The organism is Thermococcus chitonophagus (assembly GCF_002214605.1).
GTDB lineage: Archaea > Methanobacteriota_B > Thermococci > Thermococcales > Thermococcaceae > Pyrococcus > Pyrococcus chitonophagus.
In genome coordinates this window covers 799,702-815,965 of the sequence record NZ_CP015193.1, presented here as the reverse complement: position 1 = coordinate 815,965, position 16,264 = coordinate 799,702, and the positions used below count along the sequence as shown (strand labels likewise).

General features: G+C 44.9%; 19 protein-coding genes. 9 read left to right on the top strand and 10 right to left on the bottom strand.

Annotation, left to right across the window (positions count from 1 at the left end):
• Positions 1-142: 142 nt before the first annotated feature.
• The 3 genes from A3L04_RS04610 to A3L04_RS04600 are packed head-to-tail and all read right to left on the bottom strand — an operon-like array spanning position 143 to position 2,133.
• Positions 143-1,423, bottom strand: a complete 1,281-nt coding sequence (locus A3L04_RS04610; RefSeq protein WP_068578772.1) for a cation:proton antiporter — start codon at positions 1,421-1,423, stop codon at positions 143-145.
• A complete protein-coding gene (locus A3L04_RS04605; RefSeq protein ID WP_068578775.1) occupies positions 1,384-1,902 on the bottom strand; it encodes a CBS domain-containing protein in 519 nt (172 codons plus the stop codon). The genes A3L04_RS04610 and A3L04_RS04605 overlap by 40 nt, the downstream gene beginning before the upstream one ends.
• 3 nt (positions 1,903-1,905) lie before the next feature.
• The gene (locus tag A3L04_RS04600; protein ID WP_068578777.1) at positions 1,906-2,133 is read right to left on the bottom strand and encodes a MoaD/ThiS family protein; all 228 of its coding nucleotides are present in this window, start codon (positions 2,131-2,133) and stop codon (positions 1,906-1,908) included.
• Between the two features lie 47 nt (positions 2,134-2,180).
• Here A3L04_RS04600 and A3L04_RS04595 point away from each other — a divergent pair, with 47 nt between their 5' ends.
• Entirely contained in the window at positions 2,181-2,828 is a 648-nt protein-coding gene (locus A3L04_RS04595) for a glycosyltransferase family 2 protein (protein ID WP_068578779.1), read from the top strand.
• A gap of 46 nt (positions 2,829-2,874) precedes the next feature.
• Positions 2,875-4,386: an AMP phosphorylase gene (locus A3L04_RS04590; protein ID WP_068578781.1), complete on the top strand. Its 1,512-nt coding sequence runs from the start codon at positions 2,875-2,877 to the stop codon at positions 4,384-4,386.
• Here A3L04_RS04590 and A3L04_RS04585 read toward each other — a convergent pair.
• Complete coding sequence (locus A3L04_RS04585; RefSeq protein ID WP_068578783.1) at positions 4,383-4,772, bottom strand: DUF2095 family protein; 390 nt, start codon at positions 4,770-4,772, stop codon at positions 4,383-4,385. The genes A3L04_RS04590 and A3L04_RS04585 overlap by 4 nt on opposite strands.
• Before the next feature lie 133 nt (positions 4,773-4,905).
• On the opposite strand from A3L04_RS04585, the gene minD reads away from it, so the two are divergent.
• Both minD and A3L04_RS04575 read left to right on the top strand, forming a co-directional pair.
• Entirely contained in the window at positions 4,906-5,688 is a 783-nt protein-coding gene (gene minD / locus A3L04_RS04580; protein ID WP_068578785.1) for a cell division ATPase MinD, read from the top strand.
• The gene (locus tag A3L04_RS04575; protein ID WP_068578787.1) at positions 5,685-5,927 is read left to right on the top strand and encodes a hypothetical protein; all 243 of its coding nucleotides are present in this window, start codon (positions 5,685-5,687) and stop codon (positions 5,925-5,927) included. Before minD ends, A3L04_RS04575 begins: the two co-directional genes overlap by 4 nt.
• Here the strand turns inward: A3L04_RS04575 and A3L04_RS04570 are convergent.
• The 3 genes from A3L04_RS04570 to A3L04_RS04560 are packed head-to-tail and all read right to left on the bottom strand — an operon-like array spanning position 5,924 to position 9,470.
• Entirely contained in the window at positions 5,924-6,163 is a 240-nt protein-coding gene (locus A3L04_RS04570; RefSeq protein ID WP_068578789.1) for a hypothetical protein, read from the bottom strand. The genes A3L04_RS04575 and A3L04_RS04570 overlap by 4 nt on opposite strands.
• Positions 6,164-6,220: 57 nt before the next feature.
• The gene (locus A3L04_RS04565) at positions 6,221-6,565 is read right to left on the bottom strand and encodes a ribonuclease P protein component 4 (protein WP_068578791.1); all 345 of its coding nucleotides are present in this window, start codon (positions 6,563-6,565) and stop codon (positions 6,221-6,223) included.
• Positions 6,566-6,593: 28 nt separating this feature from the next.
• Positions 6,594-9,470: an intein-containing RctB family protein gene (locus A3L04_RS04560; protein ID WP_068578793.1), complete on the bottom strand. Its 2,877-nt coding sequence runs from the start codon at positions 9,468-9,470 to the stop codon at positions 6,594-6,596.
• Positions 9,471-9,759: 289 nt separating this feature from the next.
• Between A3L04_RS04560 and A3L04_RS04555 the strand changes: the two genes are divergently transcribed.
• The 4 genes from A3L04_RS04555 (at position 9,760) to A3L04_RS04540 (ending at position 12,951) form a co-directional block, all read left to right on the top strand.
• The gene (locus tag A3L04_RS04555) at positions 9,760-10,911 is read left to right on the top strand and encodes an inositol-3-phosphate synthase (RefSeq protein WP_068578795.1); all 1,152 of its coding nucleotides are present in this window, start codon (positions 9,760-9,762) and stop codon (positions 10,909-10,911) included.
• A 31-nt stretch (positions 10,912-10,942) separates the two neighbouring features.
• The gene (locus tag A3L04_RS04550; protein ID WP_068578797.1) at positions 10,943-11,242 is read left to right on the top strand and encodes a DUF2103 domain-containing protein; all 300 of its coding nucleotides are present in this window, start codon (positions 10,943-10,945) and stop codon (positions 11,240-11,242) included.
• Between the two features lie 24 nt (positions 11,243-11,266).
• Positions 11,267-12,016, top strand: coding sequence for an MBL fold metallo-hydrolase (locus A3L04_RS04545; protein ID WP_068578799.1), 750 nt, complete (start codon positions 11,267-11,269; stop codon positions 12,014-12,016).
• Positions 12,017-12,156: 140 nt separating this feature from the next.
• The gene (locus A3L04_RS04540; protein ID WP_068578801.1) at positions 12,157-12,951 is read left to right on the top strand and encodes a DUF7411 family protein; all 795 of its coding nucleotides are present in this window, start codon (positions 12,157-12,159) and stop codon (positions 12,949-12,951) included.
• Here the strand turns inward: A3L04_RS04540 and A3L04_RS04535 are convergent.
• Entirely contained in the window at positions 12,932-13,408 is a 477-nt protein-coding gene (locus tag A3L04_RS04535) for a pyruvoyl-dependent arginine decarboxylase (protein WP_068323624.1), read from the bottom strand. The genes A3L04_RS04540 and A3L04_RS04535 overlap by 20 nt on opposite strands.
• Before the next feature lie 168 nt (positions 13,409-13,576).
• Here A3L04_RS04535 and A3L04_RS04530 point away from each other — a divergent pair, with 168 nt between their 5' ends.
• A complete protein-coding gene (locus tag A3L04_RS04530; protein ID WP_068578804.1) occupies positions 13,577-13,978 on the top strand; it encodes a DUF356 domain-containing protein in 402 nt (133 codons plus the stop codon).
• On the opposite strand, the gene A3L04_RS04525 is transcribed toward A3L04_RS04530, so the two are convergent.
• Entirely contained in the window at positions 13,970-14,464 is a 495-nt protein-coding gene (locus A3L04_RS04525) for a DUF402 domain-containing protein (protein WP_068578806.1), read from the bottom strand. The two genes, A3L04_RS04530 and A3L04_RS04525, sit on opposite strands and share 9 nt — an antisense overlap.
• 26 nt (positions 14,465-14,490) lie before the next feature.
• Entirely contained in the window at positions 14,491-16,203 is a 1,713-nt protein-coding gene (gene glyS / locus A3L04_RS04520; RefSeq protein WP_068578808.1) for a glycine--tRNA ligase, read from the bottom strand.
• Positions 16,204-16,264: the final 61 nt, after the last annotated feature.

Here is a 16,264-nt window from a genome sequence, read left to right as displayed (position 1 = left end):
AAAATCTCGAATTTTACATACACCAATGAACATATAAGAACTTTAATGTTCGTAAATTTGTTAGTCATAAAATTTTGCAAGAATAAAAAAGAAGCCCTCAGCGGGAAGTCGGTCATCACGAATCAGATCACTCCTTTTCCAATCATCGGGCCCGCTTTTTCTTCTCAATCCTTTCTTTTCTAGTTTCAAGCTTTACTCTTTTCTGCCTTTCAACTTCCTCCCTAAACGCCCATTTCAAGAGGGGCGGAGTAACGAGAACCGAGACAGTTATGAATATTATGGTGGCAGCTATAAACTTCGGAACATCGTCAGGAGAAATTGCTCCCCCATGGATGGCAACCATCAAGTCTACTAAGGCAACTTCTGTCCTGGGGACAGACCCTATACCCATTTGAAGTGACATCTTAAAGTTCTCATGGGTGAACAGAAACTCCTTTCCCCTACCCCAAGCAGTAATCCATGCTCCAAATCCTCTCCCTGCAATCTTTCCTACTATTGCAATAACACTCAAGACGAAGGCTAATTTTAAAGCATCAGCATTTTCAAAAACCCTAAGATTAAGCATTGCCCCCGTATGAATGAAGAATATCGGAATTAAAAGACCATAACCAATGCTCTTTACCTCTTCCATTATCCTTTTACCTTCGGGAAGCTTCGATAGGATTAGACCCATCATGAAGGCACCTTCTATTGCAGCGGCAAACCATCCCTCAGCTAAAGCCGCAAAGAGAAACATCATGCCAATCATCAAGCCTAGAATACCCTTCTCAACATGCAACTTCTCGGCAAATTTAACGTAGTAGTCTATGAAGTACCATCCAAGGACTCCAGTAATTATGAAGAATATGAGGATCTTGATGCCAAGTCCCAAGAGGGAACCACTCCCAACGGCGAATATTACGAGGGCAATCCCCAGGAAGTCATCCATAACACTTGCACTTAAAGATGCTGCACCAACTTCACTCCTCAAAACGCCAAGATCCATCATCACCCTAACGGTTAGACCTATGCTAGTTGCCGTTAGCAAGACACCACCGGCAAAGGCTTCCCTGTGTTCATATCCCATAAACCTAAGGGCATAATACCCCATCACAAGGGGAACAAAGACTCCAAGGAGGGTAGAGACTGTAGCAGTAATTCCCGTTCTCTTCAGCTGTTCTATATCAGTATCAAGGGCACCTAAGAATAGGAGGAATATTATTCCAAGCTTCGCTAAGAAGTCTATCACCTCGCTAGATCCCATGGTTATTGGAAGATAGTCTTTACTTACGATGCCAAAGTAAACTAGATTTCCTAGAAACATGCCCATTAAAAGCTCACCCAACACCCCAGGAAGTTCAAATCTCTCGATTATTGAATCCCCAATCTTCGCCAATATTACAGCTAATCCGATTGTAAAGAGGATCCATGTTGCTGCCTCCATTCTTCACCCCCCATCCTTATTAACCTAAGAAACTCAGTTATTAACAGCCTAAGGCTTATTTCTCCCTTCAATCTGCCTTCACAATCAACTAAAGCCAGTATACCAACTCTATACTTCTTCATTTTTTCAAGAGCTTCAAGCACGGTGGCATCTTCTTCAATAGTTAAAACGTTCCTCTCCATGACATCCCTAGCCTTCTCAGCACCTCCCATTATTGACTTAAACAGCGAACTTATCGTGCCCAGCCTTGCCCTCCTAGGGGGGAGCAGAATATCTATCACGTCGAGATATCTTATCACACCAACAAGCTTCATATCTTCCTTATTATTTACAACCCATACATGGTGCCTTGTCCTTAGTATCTTCATAACATCAATTATCGCTGAATTCTCCTCAACAACGGGCATCTGAGCTAGAGGAGGCGTTATCTGCTTTACTCTCATTGAATGGAAAGCATTCAGGGCTCTTTCGAGATCCATCTTTTACCCCCCACTGAGCACTGGCATAACCTTAACTACATCACTATCCGTAACTTCAGCATCCTCACTTGCCACTTTACCATTAATAATTATTATCTTCTCTTTTATTTCATCAAACCTAGGTATAACCTCCCTAAGAACGTCTCCCACTCTTTTCCTACCATTAATTTTTATTTCAACTTCCTTGGCCCCAGCTAAGTGAGAAAATAGGCCCATGAGCCTTATAATCATGCTCACCACCCACAACGTATTTAACTCACATCATTAAATGTTTTTTCATGTTCAGGGGTTTCAAGATTACCATAGTCATCCCAGCATACAATGAAGGAAAGAGAATAGGAGAAGTCCTCTCAAAAATCCCAGATTTCGTAGATGAAGTGATTGTGGTAGACGATGGGTCAACAGACAATACCTCGGAAGTAGCAAAGTCGTTTGGAGCAACGGTTGTCCGGCTAGAAAGAAACTCTGGAAAAGGTGCAGCCTTAAGGGAAGGAGTGAAAAAAGCAAATGGCGACATAATAGTTCTTATGGACGCGGACGGCCAGCACGATCCAAGAGAGATACCAAAACTTTTGGAGCCAATTATTCAGGGAAAAGCAGATTTTGTCATTGGAAAGAGAATAATAAAAAAGGGAAAAAGGCCACTTATAAGGAAATTAAGCAACTGGATAACTTCAACTCTCATATCCCTAAAAGTTGGAGAAATGATAGAAGATTCTCAAAGCGGATTTAGGGCTATAAAGAGAGGGTTCATTCCCGAAATTACGAGTAATAGATACGAAGTTGAAACTGAAGTCCTGATAAAAGCTAAGAGGTTAGGAGCGAGAATTATAGAGGTTCCGATATCAACTAGGTATGACGTTGAGACTGGACACTTCAAATTCATAGACATTATTAGGTTCTTAAAAGCGCTTATTAAATCCTAAAACTTTATCTCTATTCCTCAACAAATTTAAAGTACAGGTGAAGGCAATGAGGGCCAAAGTTAGAATCCTTAAAGTAAAGACCGGAGGATTTACCATATTCATAAATCCAAAAGACGCCCAAGAGTGGAAGATACATCCAAATGACTTAATCAGAATTGAAAGTGGAAAAAGATCCGTATACGGAAGCGCCGCAATAAGCGACTTCGTTGGAGTGGGCGAAGTTGGACTTTCTGAAGATATCCTAGAGAGTCATCAGTTCTCCGAAGGGGAAGTTGTAGCTCTATCGCCAGCAGGCACTCCAGAGAGTGTCAGGTACATAAAGAAGAAAATGAGGGGAGAAAAACTAAGGAAAGTTGAAATAGAGACAATAGTTAAAGATATCGTTGATAGAAAACTTAGGAACACCGAAATTAGTGCCTTTGTAACGGCATTGGAAATAAATGGGTTAGATATGGATGAAATCGCGGCACTGACAATAGCGATGGCAGAAACTGGGGATATGCTCGACATCGACAGGAAGCCGATTATGGATGTTCACAGCATAGGCGGCGTGCCTGGGAATAAAACAAACGTTATTGTTGTTCCAATAGTTGCTGCAGCTGGGCTAACGATACCAAAAACAAGTTCTAGGGCAATCACAAGTGCCGCTGGAACTGCGGACGTTGTTGAAGTCCTGACGAATGTGACGCTGAGTTTGGACGAGATAAAGAGAATCGTTGAGAAGATAGGAGCATGCCTGGTGTGGGGTGGAGCTCTCAATCTAGCACCAGCTGATGATTTAACTATCCACGTTGAAAGAAGACTCAGCTTAGACCCCAGGGGATTAATGCTAGCGAGCATAATGTCCAAAAAGTATGCGATAGGAAGCCAGTATATACTTATCGACATCCCAACTGGAAAAGGAGTAAAAGTGGAAACTATGGAGGAGGCAAGATCCCTCGCGAAAGATTTCATTGAGTTAGGCAAAAGACTTGGACAGTACGTGGAAGTCGCGATTACCTATGGTGGACAACCAATAGGCCACACAATTGGGCCTGCATTAGAGGCAAAAGAAGCTCTTGAAACTCTGATGACGGGAAAAGGCCCAGGAAGCTTAGTTGAGAAAGCCATTGGACTAGCCGGAATTTTGCTTGAAATGGGAGGTGTTGCTCCTAAGGGTATGGGAAGAAAAGTTGCCAGGGAAATCCTAGAGAGCGGAAAGGCATACCAAAAGATGAGAGAGATAATAGAAGAGCAAGGCGGAAATCCAGATATAAAGCCAGAGGACATTCCAATAGGAGATAAGACATACACTATTCATGCCCAGTCAAGCGGATACGTAACGGCAATAGACAACAAGGCGATAACAGCTATAGCAAGGGAGGCAGGAGCCCCAGAGGATAAAGGTGCGGGGATCATGTTACATGTCAAAGTTGGGGAAAAGGTAAAGGAAGGTGATCCCCTGTTTACAATACACGCCGAAAGTGAAGGAAAGCTAGATAAGGCAATAGTTCTCGCCAGGAGACTTGAACCAATAAAAATAGAGGGAATGGTTCTCCAAGTCGTTGGGAACCTCTAGTGTTTTCCGTGCCTCTCGTACCAACCCCACTCTTTTTTAGGGCCAAAGGCCCTTACACCCTTATGAACTAATGTAACCCTCAGTTGTTTGGCCATCTCCGGTGTTATCTCCCCCTGCTTTTCCATCCAGTTTATTATTTCTAACGCTTCTTCATCAGTTTCGCACCTTCTCAAGAAATCTATTATCGTTGGGTTATATCCTGAAAAGTCTATCTTGTCTTCCTCTTCCTCCTCCAGAACCTGATACTCATCTAGTCTTATTCCAGAGATCTCTATGCCCTCTCTTCCCTCAAGCTCCTTAGCTAGTGCTGGAAACTTCTCTCTGAACTCCTCAATGTCATATTCTTGCCATGGAAGTTCCTCAATAGGTTTTTTCTTACCCTTCATCTTAATCAGATTATGCCCTAATAGGCTTCATATACTTTTTCCTATCCCCAAATTAAAAGAAGAGAGAAAGATATTTAACTTGAAGGTGCAAAAGACTGGTAAGATACTCTAGCTTGTTGTAGGGGGGATTAACGTGGAGGGTCGCTCAATAGTCTTCGCCTCCGGAAAAGGTGGTACAGGTAAAACCACGACAGTTGCTAATATTGGTGTCGCGTTGGCTCAATTTGGAAAAGAGGTCATACTTATAGATGCAGATATAACAATGGCAAACCTGAGCCTTATTCTAGGAATGGAGGACATTCCAGTAACACTACACGACGTTCTTGCTGGAGAAGCAGATCTAAAAGATGCAATTTACGAAGGGCCCGCTGGCGTAAAGGTTATTCCCGGAGGACTAAGCCTTGAGAAAGTCAAAAAAGCAAGGCCAGAGAGACTCAGGGAACTAATAAGAGAAATAGGACAGATGGGAGATTTTATTCTCATAGATGCTCCAGCTGGTCTTGAGCTGACCTCAGTAACTGCGTTGCTGATAGGTAAGGAGCTGATAATTGTGACAAACCCCGAAATTGCCGCAATAACGGATTCACTAAAGACTAAACTGGTGGCAGAAAAGCTTGGAACACTACCCCTCGGTGCAATCCTCAACAGGGTTACTAGCGAAAAAACCGAACTGAGCAAGGAGGAAATTGAGGCTCTCCTTGAGGTTCCGGTAATGGGCATAGTCCCCGAGGACCCGGAAGTCAAGAGGGCCTCAGCATATGGAGTTCCCCTCGTTATAAAGAATCCCACAAGTCCAGCAGCTATAGCATACAAGCAGATAGCGGCAAAGCTCGCAGGCATAAGGTGGAAGCCTCCAGAACCAGAAAGCCCAGTTAAAAGGATATTCAAGGCTCTCTTCGGGGGGAGGAAGAAATGAACGTCCTTCTAGTGGTTTTGCTTGTATCGGTACTGTTGAATATCATCATAGGCATGCTATACTTTTCAGCCAAGAGGAATCCCTACTATGTAGTCTATGACGAGGAAACAAAGAGCCAGCTTAAGAGGCGTGTCCTCCACTTGAAAGAGGACCTCGAGTCAGAGCTCGAAGAATTTGACGTCAGCGAATGGGAAAAGCAACTAGAGAAATCCCTAGAGGAGGAAATTAAAGGTATTTAGTAAGCCTCAACTCCAATCTCTCTACTTCTTACTTCTATTGGTATTCTCATTGCCTCAATTGCCCTCTTTATATCCATAGCAACTTTTTTCAATTCTTCAGGCAGGATTGCCTGGCTACCCTCTGCATAGGCCATAACCTCGCTTAACTCCCCCTCGACTAGCTTCCCATCAAAGACTAGGACCTTATCCCCCTCCACTACAACTAACTTGTCAGGGTATGCTAGCCTGATCTTCATTTTAGTCACCTCCATTAACTATAATAGTAGAATAGGGGTTTTAACCTTTTGGTCATATTATTCCTTTCTCTTTCTCTTAACTTCCCGCAGATATGGGTACCGCATTATGTGGCCGCACTCAAGGCATGTAATCACGACATGAGGCATTCTCTTTGTCCTTAGCCTCACTCGAGCATTAACCCCAGGAACAAGAAAAGCGTGACACTTTTTGCAGTACCTCCTCTTCCACTTCCGAGGGGTTTTGACTTTCGCTTTCTGCTGGACGCTAAGTGCAAGTTCAACATACCTCTTCGCAAGTTCAGGAGAATATGGGAAGACTTTTTCAGCTAACGTAAAAAGGGTATCAATTCTTTCAAGAGCAATCCTCTTCTTCTCTCTCTTCTCCCAATCCCTCTTGGGCAATTTAAACACCATAAAAAGTGAAAGGGGATCAGCCCTTGGCAACTCCTATAGGCCTCAATCTAGCAACGAGCTTTGCAATTCCTGCCTCGCTAACTACTTTAACAACGTTGTCCACGTTCTTGTAAGCTCCTGGGGCCTCCTCCGCAACTACCCTCATCGAGGCAGCTCTCACGTAAATTCCCCTCTGGAGTAACTCGTTCCTTATTCTGTCTCCCCTGTACTGCCTTGTTGCGGCCTTTCTGCTGAGTACCCTTCCAGCGCCGTGGCATGTTGAGCCGAAGGTTTCCTTCATTGCACCCTCAGTTCCGGCTAAGACATAGCTCGCGGTACCCATGGATCCTGGGATAAGGACAGGCTGACCAACATCTCTGTAAATCCTCGGAACGGCTTCGTGTCCTGGTGGGAATGCCCTTGTTGCGCCCTTCCTGTGAACTATCACCTTAACCTTCTTGCCATCAACCTCATGCTCTTCAACCTTACCTATGTTGTGGGCAACATCGTAAACTATGTCCATTCCAAGGTCTCCTTCAGGGTCTTGCCTAAAGACTTCCTGGAAACTCTCCCTAACCCAGTGGGTTATCATCTGCCTGTTAGCCCAGGCGAAGTTTGCTGCCGCTTTCATTGCGGAGAAGTACCTTTGTCCCTCCTCACTCTGGAATGGAACGCTGACGAGTTCCCTGTCTGGCCATGGTATCCTGTACTTTCTAATAGCCCTCTCCATTATCCTGAGGTAATCACTAGCAACCTGATGCCCAAGACCTCTTGAACCCGTGTGAACCATAACCACGACTTGGCCCTCAAAGAGGCCATAAACCTTAGCTATTTCGGGATCAAATATCTTGTCTACCACTTGAACCTCGAGGAAATGATTTCCTGAACCTAGGGAACCTAATTGGGGAGCACCTCTCTGCTTTGCCCTCTGACTCACCGCGTTAGGATCAGCCCCTTCCATTCTTCCTCCTTCTTCAAGCCTCTCTAAATCCCTCCCCCATCCGTAACCATGATCAACTGCCCACTTTGCACCATCCACTAGAACATCATCTATTTCCGTCCAGTGAAGTCTTATCCTACCTTGACTACCAACACCAGAAGGAACGTTCTTAAACAAGGTATCTACGAGTTGCTTTATCTTTGGTCTCACTTCTTTTTCCGTTAAATTCGTTCTAATCAGTCTGACACCGCAGTTGTGAACAACAGCACCATTTGCTATGAAGTTGTGGGCCTCGTGATAGACTCCGATGTCATAGAATTTGTCGTAAGTGGGCCTTATCTTCTCGACCTTAACTACTCTCTCAGCCACAAAGCCTCCCTCATAGCCAAACTCTCGGACGAATTCTTCAAACGTCGGGAAGTTCTGCGGAACTCTACCCTCTTCTGTTCCTGAGTATATTACCCTCTCAACGAATCTCTTGTTGACTTTGTCAGCAACGGCCTCATAAGCAGCTTTTAAGCTACCTGTCTTTTCATAGACTTTACGTGCGATCCTTGCTGCTTCCTTTCTTTCCTCCTTTACGAGCTGCTTCCTAACTAAGTATGCATATCCAAGCAAACCTCTTACTTTCTTCTCTGGAGCATATTCATAGTTTATCCTGCCAAGGAAGTTCTTTATGCTGTCCTCTTCAACTATGGCAAGTCTCAGAGTAACGGTTTTGTCAGAAGAAACTTCATAAATCATTGAGTTAACACCAAATTCTCTGAGAAGGTCTGCGACTTCACTTAGAAACGCCTCAAGGTTGTCCCTGAGATCTGGAACCTTGGATTGGGTCAGGTTAATTGAGATTGGAGTGTACCTCTTGAACTCAACGACGCTACCGTCAGCACCGAAGAGGCCTGCGAGGAAATTCCTCTTTATCCACAGGGGAGCCTCTTTTATCCATCCTGGGAGAGAATATTCAACCTCAACCTTCTTCCCTATAGGCATTCCAAGCTTCATTAGCAACACAACAAATGCCCTAGAGGTTACCCTAAGCTCTGCGGACTTAGAGATCCCCCTGTACTTTCCAATCTCGTACTCTCTCTCCCTCACGTAGAGGGTGGCATTTATTCCCAGCTTCTCTAGGTCTTTTTTGAGCTCATTCATTGCCTCTTCAGTTCCATAGAACGAGATGTATATTCTGTCACCCATGTAGCCTAAATGGCCATCACCAAATGCAAAGCCCAGGATCCTTGCCAGAATTCCAACCTTTGGATCGTTCCATCTGAGGGGGATTAATCCTCTCTCTTTAAGGAACTTCAGTATCTGGGGATCAACGTCTTTGAAGTCGTCCTCTGACAGTATAACACCTTCCTTCTTCTCGAATTCAACTCCCTCGAATGGGTACACTATAATGTAATCGCCCTCCCTTATGTTGCCCATGTATATATAGCCGGAGGGAGTCAGTACGGGATGGTCTTCACTGCCCTCTATTGTTCTTCCGGTCTCGGTGACTATCCTAACTGCAACTTCATTCTCCTCAACTTTTCTTTCAGCCACGAACACCACGGGTGAGCTGTCATTGTGCCCCTCGTCTATGTTATATACCTTAAGCCCCTGAAGCTTAAATGTTGAAGGCATGGCCTCAATTTTTACCCAGTAGCCATGTTCCGTGAGAACCTTGGTTCCTGGGGAAAGGCAATTGATATCGTAACCTATGCCTCCGGGGCTTATTACACCTTCTCTGACGTCAAAAGCCGCAACTCCTCCAATAGGGAAACCATAGCCCTGATGACCATCAGGCATTACTATTGAATACTTGTATATGCCCGGAAGCATTGCAACGTTCGCTGCCTGTTCAAGCGTCCTATCACTCTTCATTTTCTCAAGGAGAACTTCATCAGCATAAACTCTCCCAGGAACGCGCATCCTTCTATCGAACTTTGGAATTTCCCACCTGATCTTATCAATTCTCTTTAATGGCACTACCATCTTCTCCCACCAGATTAGAATTCCCTAACCGCACTTTAAAAGTTAAGCGATTGGAAGATACACAATTTTGTGTAACATATTTAATACCGAAAAATTAAGCAAACGTTACTATTTCCATAAACACGAATAAGTTAGTATAATCAATCAGAATCTTGAATTTGGAAATGTAAATGGCAAAAATCTAAAGCGAAAGGCTTATAAGCAATAGATTTTTATAAATAAGTGGTTTCTAGTTTTAGATCTTTCAATATCTGGGCATTTTTCTAAAAATTTGGGGAGGTGACGAAAGATGGTGAGGGTTGCTATTATAGGCCAAGGATACGTTGCAAGCATTTTTGCCGTGGGACTCGAGAGGATAAAGGCTGGGGAGCTTGGCTATTATGGAGTCCCACTAGCAAATGAGCTACCAATAAAGGTCGAGGACATACAGATCGTAGTCTCGTACGATGTTGACAAGACCAAAATTGGCCTGCCGCTTTCAGAGATCGTGCAGAGATACTGGAAGGGCAACGTGCCAGAAAGCCTCCAAGAAGTCTATGTGAGGAAGGGAGTTCACCTCAGGAGCCTAAGGAACCTGCCAATAGAGGCGACTGGACTGGAGGACGAGATGACGCTAAAGGAGGCAGTAGACCACTTGGTTGACGAGTGGAAGAAGTACAAGGTAGAAGTCTTCCTTAACGTCCCCACCACGGAGGCCTTCGTTCCATTCGGAAAGCTTGATGAGCTTGAGAAGGCGATAAAGGAGAACAACAAGGACAGGCTAACCGCAACCCAGGTTTACGCCTACGCCGCAGCCCAGTACGCTAGGGAGGTTGGAGGGGCCGCATTCGTGAACGCTATACCAACCCTCATAGCCAACGATCCAGCTTTCGTTGAGCTTGCAAAGGAGAGCAACCTCGTTATCTTCGGTGACGATGGAGCTACTGGAGCAACTCCACTAACGGCAGACATACTTGGCCACCTAGCTCAGAGAAACAGGCATGTCCTCGACATAGCCCAGTTCAACATTGGAGGTAACACGGACTTCCTCGCACTGACCGACAAGGAGAGGAACAAGAGCAAGGAGTACACAAAGTCGAGCGTAGTTGAGGACATCCTAGGATACGATGCTCCACACTACATTAAGCCCACAGGGTACCTTGAGCCCCTTGGTGACAAGAAGTTCATAGCTATGCACATCGAGTACATAAGCTTCAACGGAGCCCACGATGAGCTGATAATCACCGGAAGGATCAATGACAGCCCAGCGCTTGCAGGATTACTAGTTGATCTTGCAAGACTTGGTAAGATGGCCGTTGAGAGGAAGGTCTTTGGAACAGTCTACGAGGTCAACGCATTCTACATGAAGAACCCAGGACCAAAAGATGCAAAGAACATTCCAAGGATAATAGCATATGAGAAGCTCAGGCAGTGGGCAGGCCTACCTCCAAGGTACCTCTGAACTTTTTAAACCCCTCTTTTAATTTTAACACATGCCTAAGCACTTCAAGAGGGGAGTAAAGAGAGAGCATCACTTCTTGAAAGGGTTGGAAAAGCCTTTAGAAGAGATAGCTAAAATCCCTGGGGTTAAGAAAGTCATCCCTGGGAGGATATACTCTTCTGACTCGCGAGGTTTTGAGATAAAGGTTTCAAGGGAGACTTATTCTGGCCTAAAACTTGTAGCGAAAAGCGATGGGAGCGTCCAAGATGTGTTCTTAGTCGTTGATAAAAAGGACAGGGAGAGGGTTAGAAAGGAAATTGAGAGGTTAATGGAAAAGTGGAGGAAAGTTTAAGAGCTGGGGAACTACCCAGCATCCATGATAGTGTACTTCATCGGAACCGGAGGTAGCGAAGGCATTCCTGTTCACCTCTGTAGCTGTCCTACATGTTCTGAGGCTAGGAAATTCGGCTTTACCCAGAGAAAACCTTCAACTCTAGCCGTTATAGGGGAAAATGGGGAAATAATTCTGTTTGACGTTGGAACCGATATAAGAGAACATCTCAATGCACCTCTCAACGCGATATTCCTGACTCACTGGCACCACGACCACATCTATGGGATCTACAAACTCAGATGGACGGCAATGGAAACTAAGCTGTACGCTCCCAAAGGGCATGCAGACGCCCTGATCCTTAACGACCCTAAGAATTTAAAGCCCGAGATAATTGAGCCATGGAAAGAGATAAGGATCGGGAGGATAAGCGTTACTGCACTAAAGCTCAACCACCAGATAGAGACGTTTGGCTACTACATAGAGGAGGATGGAAAAGGAATAGCGTTGCTCTACGATACAAAAGGACTGCCCCAGGAAACCTGGGAGTTCCTAGCTGAGAAGGCACCGATTAGACTGGCGATAGTTGATGCCACTTATCCCCCCGGCTTTGAGGATCCCTACCACAATAACGTCGATGAGGCTGCCAATATTGGAATTAAAATAGCTGAAAGGACAATTTTAAGCCACATCTCCCATAAGAATCTACCCTTCCTTCAGCTAGTCAGGTACGTAAAGGGGAGGTGGGGCAATAAGGTTCTGGTTGCCTACGATGGAATGGTCTTTTATGTTTAGCGAAAAGGAAATAAGGATTTAAGAGTATTATTAATCGCCCGACGAGTACTGAGGGTTGCGATGACGTCGGGACCCCCAGGGGGCCGACAGAACATAAATGGCCCCCAAACCCTTTTAACCCCGCCGGCGGTTCTTTTTTCATGCTTGATGATGTCATAAGGGAGATAAGAAAGTTCGGAGAGGAAACAGGGATTATTGAAAAGAAGGTAGTTGTCATGTTCTCTGGAGGCAAAGACTCAAGCCTAACCCTGTACATATTAAAAGAAGCTGGATTCAACGTTTCCGCTCTAACGTTCTTCCACAAATGGAGCTGGTCTGAGATTTTGAGGTGGGGAATGAAGTTCACAAAGAAGCTTGGAGTTGAGCACTACCTCATAGACATAACTGAGGGCTTGCTCAAAAAAGCCGTTGGGAGGAAGGGACCGATATGTGTGCACTGCAAAAAGGTCATGTTAAAAAATGCCAAATGGTTTGCTTTGAATAACGGCTTTTCATACATAGCGAAGGGGGACAACGCTAACGACAAAATAGTGGGAACCCTGCTCGATCAATGCCTTAGGGACATTCGATTGTGCGAAATTCCAAAGATAGGAATTCCAATTTTCAGGCCTTTAATTAAGTACAAAGCTTCAGAAGTTGAAAAGCTGGCTGAAGAAGCAGGAATCAGGCCCTACAGGATGTACGAGCATGGAAGGAGGAGACAGTGGAGAGAAGGTTGCCCTTTACAGTACATAGATGAAGATGAGAGAATTACGGAGAAGCTGATGGATCTCGCGTTCAAGGTAAACTACGAGGTAAGCAAAATAGCGAGGAAACACAAGGTGAGGGTAAGCGTAAGGGTGCCGAGCTTTGAGATAATGTGTTGGAATTGCACCGAGGAAGTTCTTAGGGAAGTCAAAGAGGTTATAGAAAATTTCAGTAGGGGAACATTATAACTGCGGCAACTGCAGCTGCTGGCTTATCCTTAACCGTTATCTCCGCCGAGACAACTTTGAATTCTTTAAGCTTCCATCCCCTTACCCTAAACCCTTCTTCAACCATCTTCTTTACCATCTCCTCAGCCTCTTCCTTCGTGCAGTAGCCAGCGTATTCGTAAATTAATCCTCCTTCATTGCCTTCGCTTATACCAACGCCCAACGCGGCACTTATAGTTGAACCCGGTTCATCGCTCTCTATGTGAGCGTAAACCGTTGGAAGGAGCATTCCTATTGGAATGTTCTTTGGCAGTTCATCGAGCCATTCTATGTGGGCTGGAATAACACTACTGAGCTTAACCAAGTTAACATTTCCTATTCCCATTTTAAGGAGTGCATTGTCAAAAGCGTTGAGCTTCGTTCCTCCCTCAGCAACTGCTGAAAGCATTATGGCCTTCTTGGGAGTTGTCCAGCTCATTTCCCACACACCTCCTTAGAACTCTCGCCAAACGGGTAAGTTATAAGTAGTCTTTTAAATGTTTCGCAAATTTAATCCGGCCTAATTTGCAATGAAAGCCTTAGAAGAGTTTAGAACGAAACCATAGAGTTTTAAACCGAGCTAATTTAATGGAAACTGGGGATAGAAATGCTAAACACGATAGTTTTGATAAGGACGGACAACTTCGAAAAAGCGCTAATCGCATTGGCCGATCTCGTAAGATACGGGGGAATGAAGATAAGAGGAACCCCCAGGATACTTCCCCCTGCACTTTCAGACTGGGTCTTTGAGCAGATAGTTGGAGAGAAGCCTAGGAAGAAAGTTAAAGCCCACGTTGTCGCCCAAATAGACCTTCCCGCCTCAAAAGCAATAGGAAGGATAAGGGAGATACATCCTCCAGCCCACATAGTTGTAATCCCCGTAGGAACCCATGTTCACAAAGAGATACTAAGGATGTGGGGGAGCTTTAAGGAGCTGAAGGGTTTCCATCCTCCAAAAGAAGTTAAGAGGCCGGAAAACGCTGATGTTGAATTTGAGGAGTTAGAGTGAGTACTCCCAGACTACTCTGGGAGGAAATTTTCCGCTTTTTATCTCCTCAAGGATCCTGTTAGCGGTTCTATAGGCCTTAAGGAACTTCTCTCGAGAGATAATTCCATAGTTCAAGGCCATCTCTATCTCATCCTCATCCAAGAGAAAGGCTTTCCCAGAGGGAAATATGAAGATATCGAGGAACAAATCTAACATCTCCAAAGTTTTCCCATCCCACTTCGTGTAGTCAAGCACGTCAACGTAAAGCCCAACGAATTTTCCCTCTTCACTGTACACCTTTAGAATGTCAAAATCCTTCCCAGGGAATGCAAAGTATAGCATTTCATAACCATTCCTTATTACCTCAACCCCATTTACTTTTAGAGGGACAAGCATGCCTTCGAACTTTGATCTGCCAATAACCACACTACTCAAGTCAGCAACTAGCTCATCATATCTCTCAAGAACCCTGTTTGGAAGGCGACGATATATTAGGTGTATCCTCATTTTCCCCTCAAAAATAAATTTAGGGGTTATCCAAAGATCAGCTCCCTAAGCTTCCTGGGCAACTCCTCTATCTTAACCCTTATCTGCTCCCTAGTGTCCCTGTCCCTTATCGTTACCATACCATCCTCAGGGGTTTGGTTGTCAATGGTTACGCAGTAAGGCGTTCCTATCTCGTCATAGCGCATGTACCTCTTTCCAATGCTGTCCTTCTCATCGTAAACTACTATGAAGCCCTCCTTCTGAAGTGTCCTGTAGATGTCGTAGGCTATGCTTGTTAGTGGTTCTTTGGCAACCAATGGCAGGACGGCAACCTCTATTGGAGCCATGTCCTTCTTTATCTTCAGATAAACCCTTCCGTCTTCATCTACCGCCAGGGAGTTCTCCAGCAACAGGTAGAACGGTCTGTCTATACCAAAGCTAGGCTCGAGAACGTGGGGCACTATCTTCTCTCCCGTGATCTTCTCTTCAACTTCCTTTATTATGAAGTCATCCTTTTCGAGCTCGTAGCCATCAATGATGACTTTACCCTTCTCCTCCAACTCTTTAACCAGGGCTTTAAGCTCTTCCTGGGACATTGACTTGATATTCTCATTGATTTTCTTTGCATCCCCCTTAAGCTTGGGCCCAACCCTTTTCATGTTGAGTGAAACTTGCAACTTTTTCACAATCTTTGGCTTGTCGTAGTGTATCATCACCGTAAGGTCGGCACCGCTCATCTTCATGTGTCTGCTAAGGTCATAGTCCGTTCTATAGGCCAGACCAACGCACTCGACCCAGCCAAACCTCTCACTATAAATCTCCGCATCCCATGTGTCAGCTGAGTAGTGGGCTCTCTCCTCGGGTAATTGCTGCCTAAACCTTATCTTGTCCTCTGGAATTCCTATATCCAAAAGAATCCTCTTGATCATGACGAGATAGTAAGCGAAGAACGTGTTCATGAGATAGCCCTTCTTAACTGCCTCTTCCGCGGTAACCTCTATCATGCCGAGATCCTTCAGCTGGTGCTCTATTGGGTAAAGCCTCAGATTCTCATCCTTGACTTCATCAAAGTGCGGATGCTCAGTTTCATTTGGATTGAAGAATATCTCTACCTCGGCCTGTGTGAACTCTCTAAGCCTTATCATTCCCTGCCTTGGGGATATCTCGTTTCTGTATGCTTTCCCTATCTGGAACACACCAAATGGAAGCTTGTTCCTTGCAAATGCATTCAACCTCTTGAAGTTCACGAAGATTCCCTGGGCCGTTTCTGGCCTTAAATAGGCCTTTTTGTCCTTATAAGGCCCAATGTATGTTTCGAACATTAGGTTGAAGTACCAGACATCGCTTAGCTCCCCGCCGCACTCTGGACACCTCAGGTTGTGTTCCCTGATTATCTTCGTCATCTCTTCAGCGCTTTTGCCCTCAACGTCTATTCCTAAGGCTTCCTCTATTAGGTGATCAGCTCTGAACCTAGCCCCACACTTCTTACACTCAACGAGGGGATCAACAAACTTTTCAACGTGACCACTGGCAATAAAAACCTGCTCGGGGGTTATATCTGGCGTTTCAATCTCAAAGAACCCTTCTCTAATGAAGGCTTCCCTTATCTTCCTTTCTATTTTCCTCTTTATTGTAGCCCCAAGAGGACCGTAATCGTAAAATCCCCTTGATCCACCATAAATCTCAAAGCTTCCCCAAGCAAAGCCTCGCCTCCTCATTAAATCCTGAAGGTACTCGTACTTATCGAACTTCTCACCCATAGCCCAAACCCCTAACTGAGGAAGGCTAAGACCTAAAAAGCTTTGTCTATAAAGGTTGGCG

What these genes read in the sequence shown, in the direction of transcription:
- A3L04_RS04530 (WP_068578804.1), top strand. Translation starts at nt 13,577, where the DNA reads ATGCTAAACACGATAGTTTTGATAAGGACGGACAACTTCGAAAAAGCG.
- A3L04_RS04560 (WP_068578793.1), bottom strand. Translation starts at nt 9,470, where the DNA reads ATGGTAGTGCCATTAAAGAGAATTGATAAGATCAGGTGGGAAATTCCA.
- A3L04_RS04550 (WP_068578797.1), top strand. Translation starts at nt 10,943, where the DNA reads ATGCCTAAGCACTTCAAGAGGGGAGTAAAGAGAGAGCATCACTTCTTG.
- A3L04_RS04595 (WP_068578779.1), top strand. Translation starts at nt 2,181, where the DNA reads ATGTTCAGGGGTTTCAAGATTACCATAGTCATCCCAGCATACAATGAA.
- A3L04_RS04540 (WP_068578801.1), top strand. Translation starts at nt 12,157, where the DNA reads ATGCTTGATGATGTCATAAGGGAGATAAGAAAGTTCGGAGAGGAAACA.
- A3L04_RS04555 (WP_068578795.1), top strand. Translation starts at nt 9,760, where the DNA reads ATGGTGAGGGTTGCTATTATAGGCCAAGGATACGTTGCAAGCATTTTT.
- A3L04_RS04535 (WP_068323624.1), bottom strand. Translation starts at nt 13,408, where the DNA reads ATGAGCTGGACAACTCCCAAGAAGGCCATAATGCTTTCAGCAGTTGCT.
- A3L04_RS04605 (WP_068578775.1), bottom strand. Translation starts at nt 1,902, where the DNA reads ATGGATCTCGAAAGAGCCCTGAATGCTTTCCATTCAATGAGAGTAAAG.
- A3L04_RS04600 (WP_068578777.1), bottom strand. Translation starts at nt 2,133, where the DNA reads ATGATTATAAGGCTCATGGGCCTATTTTCTCACTTAGCTGGGGCCAAG.
- A3L04_RS04610 (WP_068578772.1), bottom strand. Translation starts at nt 1,423, where the DNA reads ATGGAGGCAGCAACATGGATCCTCTTTACAATCGGATTAGCTGTAATA.
- A3L04_RS04575 (WP_068578787.1), top strand. Translation starts at nt 5,685, where the DNA reads ATGAACGTCCTTCTAGTGGTTTTGCTTGTATCGGTACTGTTGAATATC.
- A3L04_RS04545 (WP_068578799.1), top strand. Translation starts at nt 11,267, where the DNA reads ATGATAGTGTACTTCATCGGAACCGGAGGTAGCGAAGGCATTCCTGTT.
- A3L04_RS04585 (WP_068578783.1), bottom strand. Translation starts at nt 4,772, where the DNA reads ATGAAGGGTAAGAAAAAACCTATTGAGGAACTTCCATGGCAAGAATAT.
- A3L04_RS04525 (WP_068578806.1), bottom strand. Translation starts at nt 14,464, where the DNA reads ATGAGGATACACCTAATATATCGTCGCCTTCCAAACAGGGTTCTTGAG.
- glyS (WP_068578808.1), bottom strand. Translation starts at nt 16,203, where the DNA reads ATGGGTGAGAAGTTCGATAAGTACGAGTACCTTCAGGATTTAATGAGG.
- A3L04_RS04570 (WP_068578789.1), bottom strand. Translation starts at nt 6,163, where the DNA reads ATGAAGATCAGGCTAGCATACCCTGACAAGTTAGTTGTAGTGGAGGGG.
- A3L04_RS04590 (WP_068578781.1), top strand. Translation starts at nt 2,875, where the DNA reads ATGAGGGCCAAAGTTAGAATCCTTAAAGTAAAGACCGGAGGATTTACC.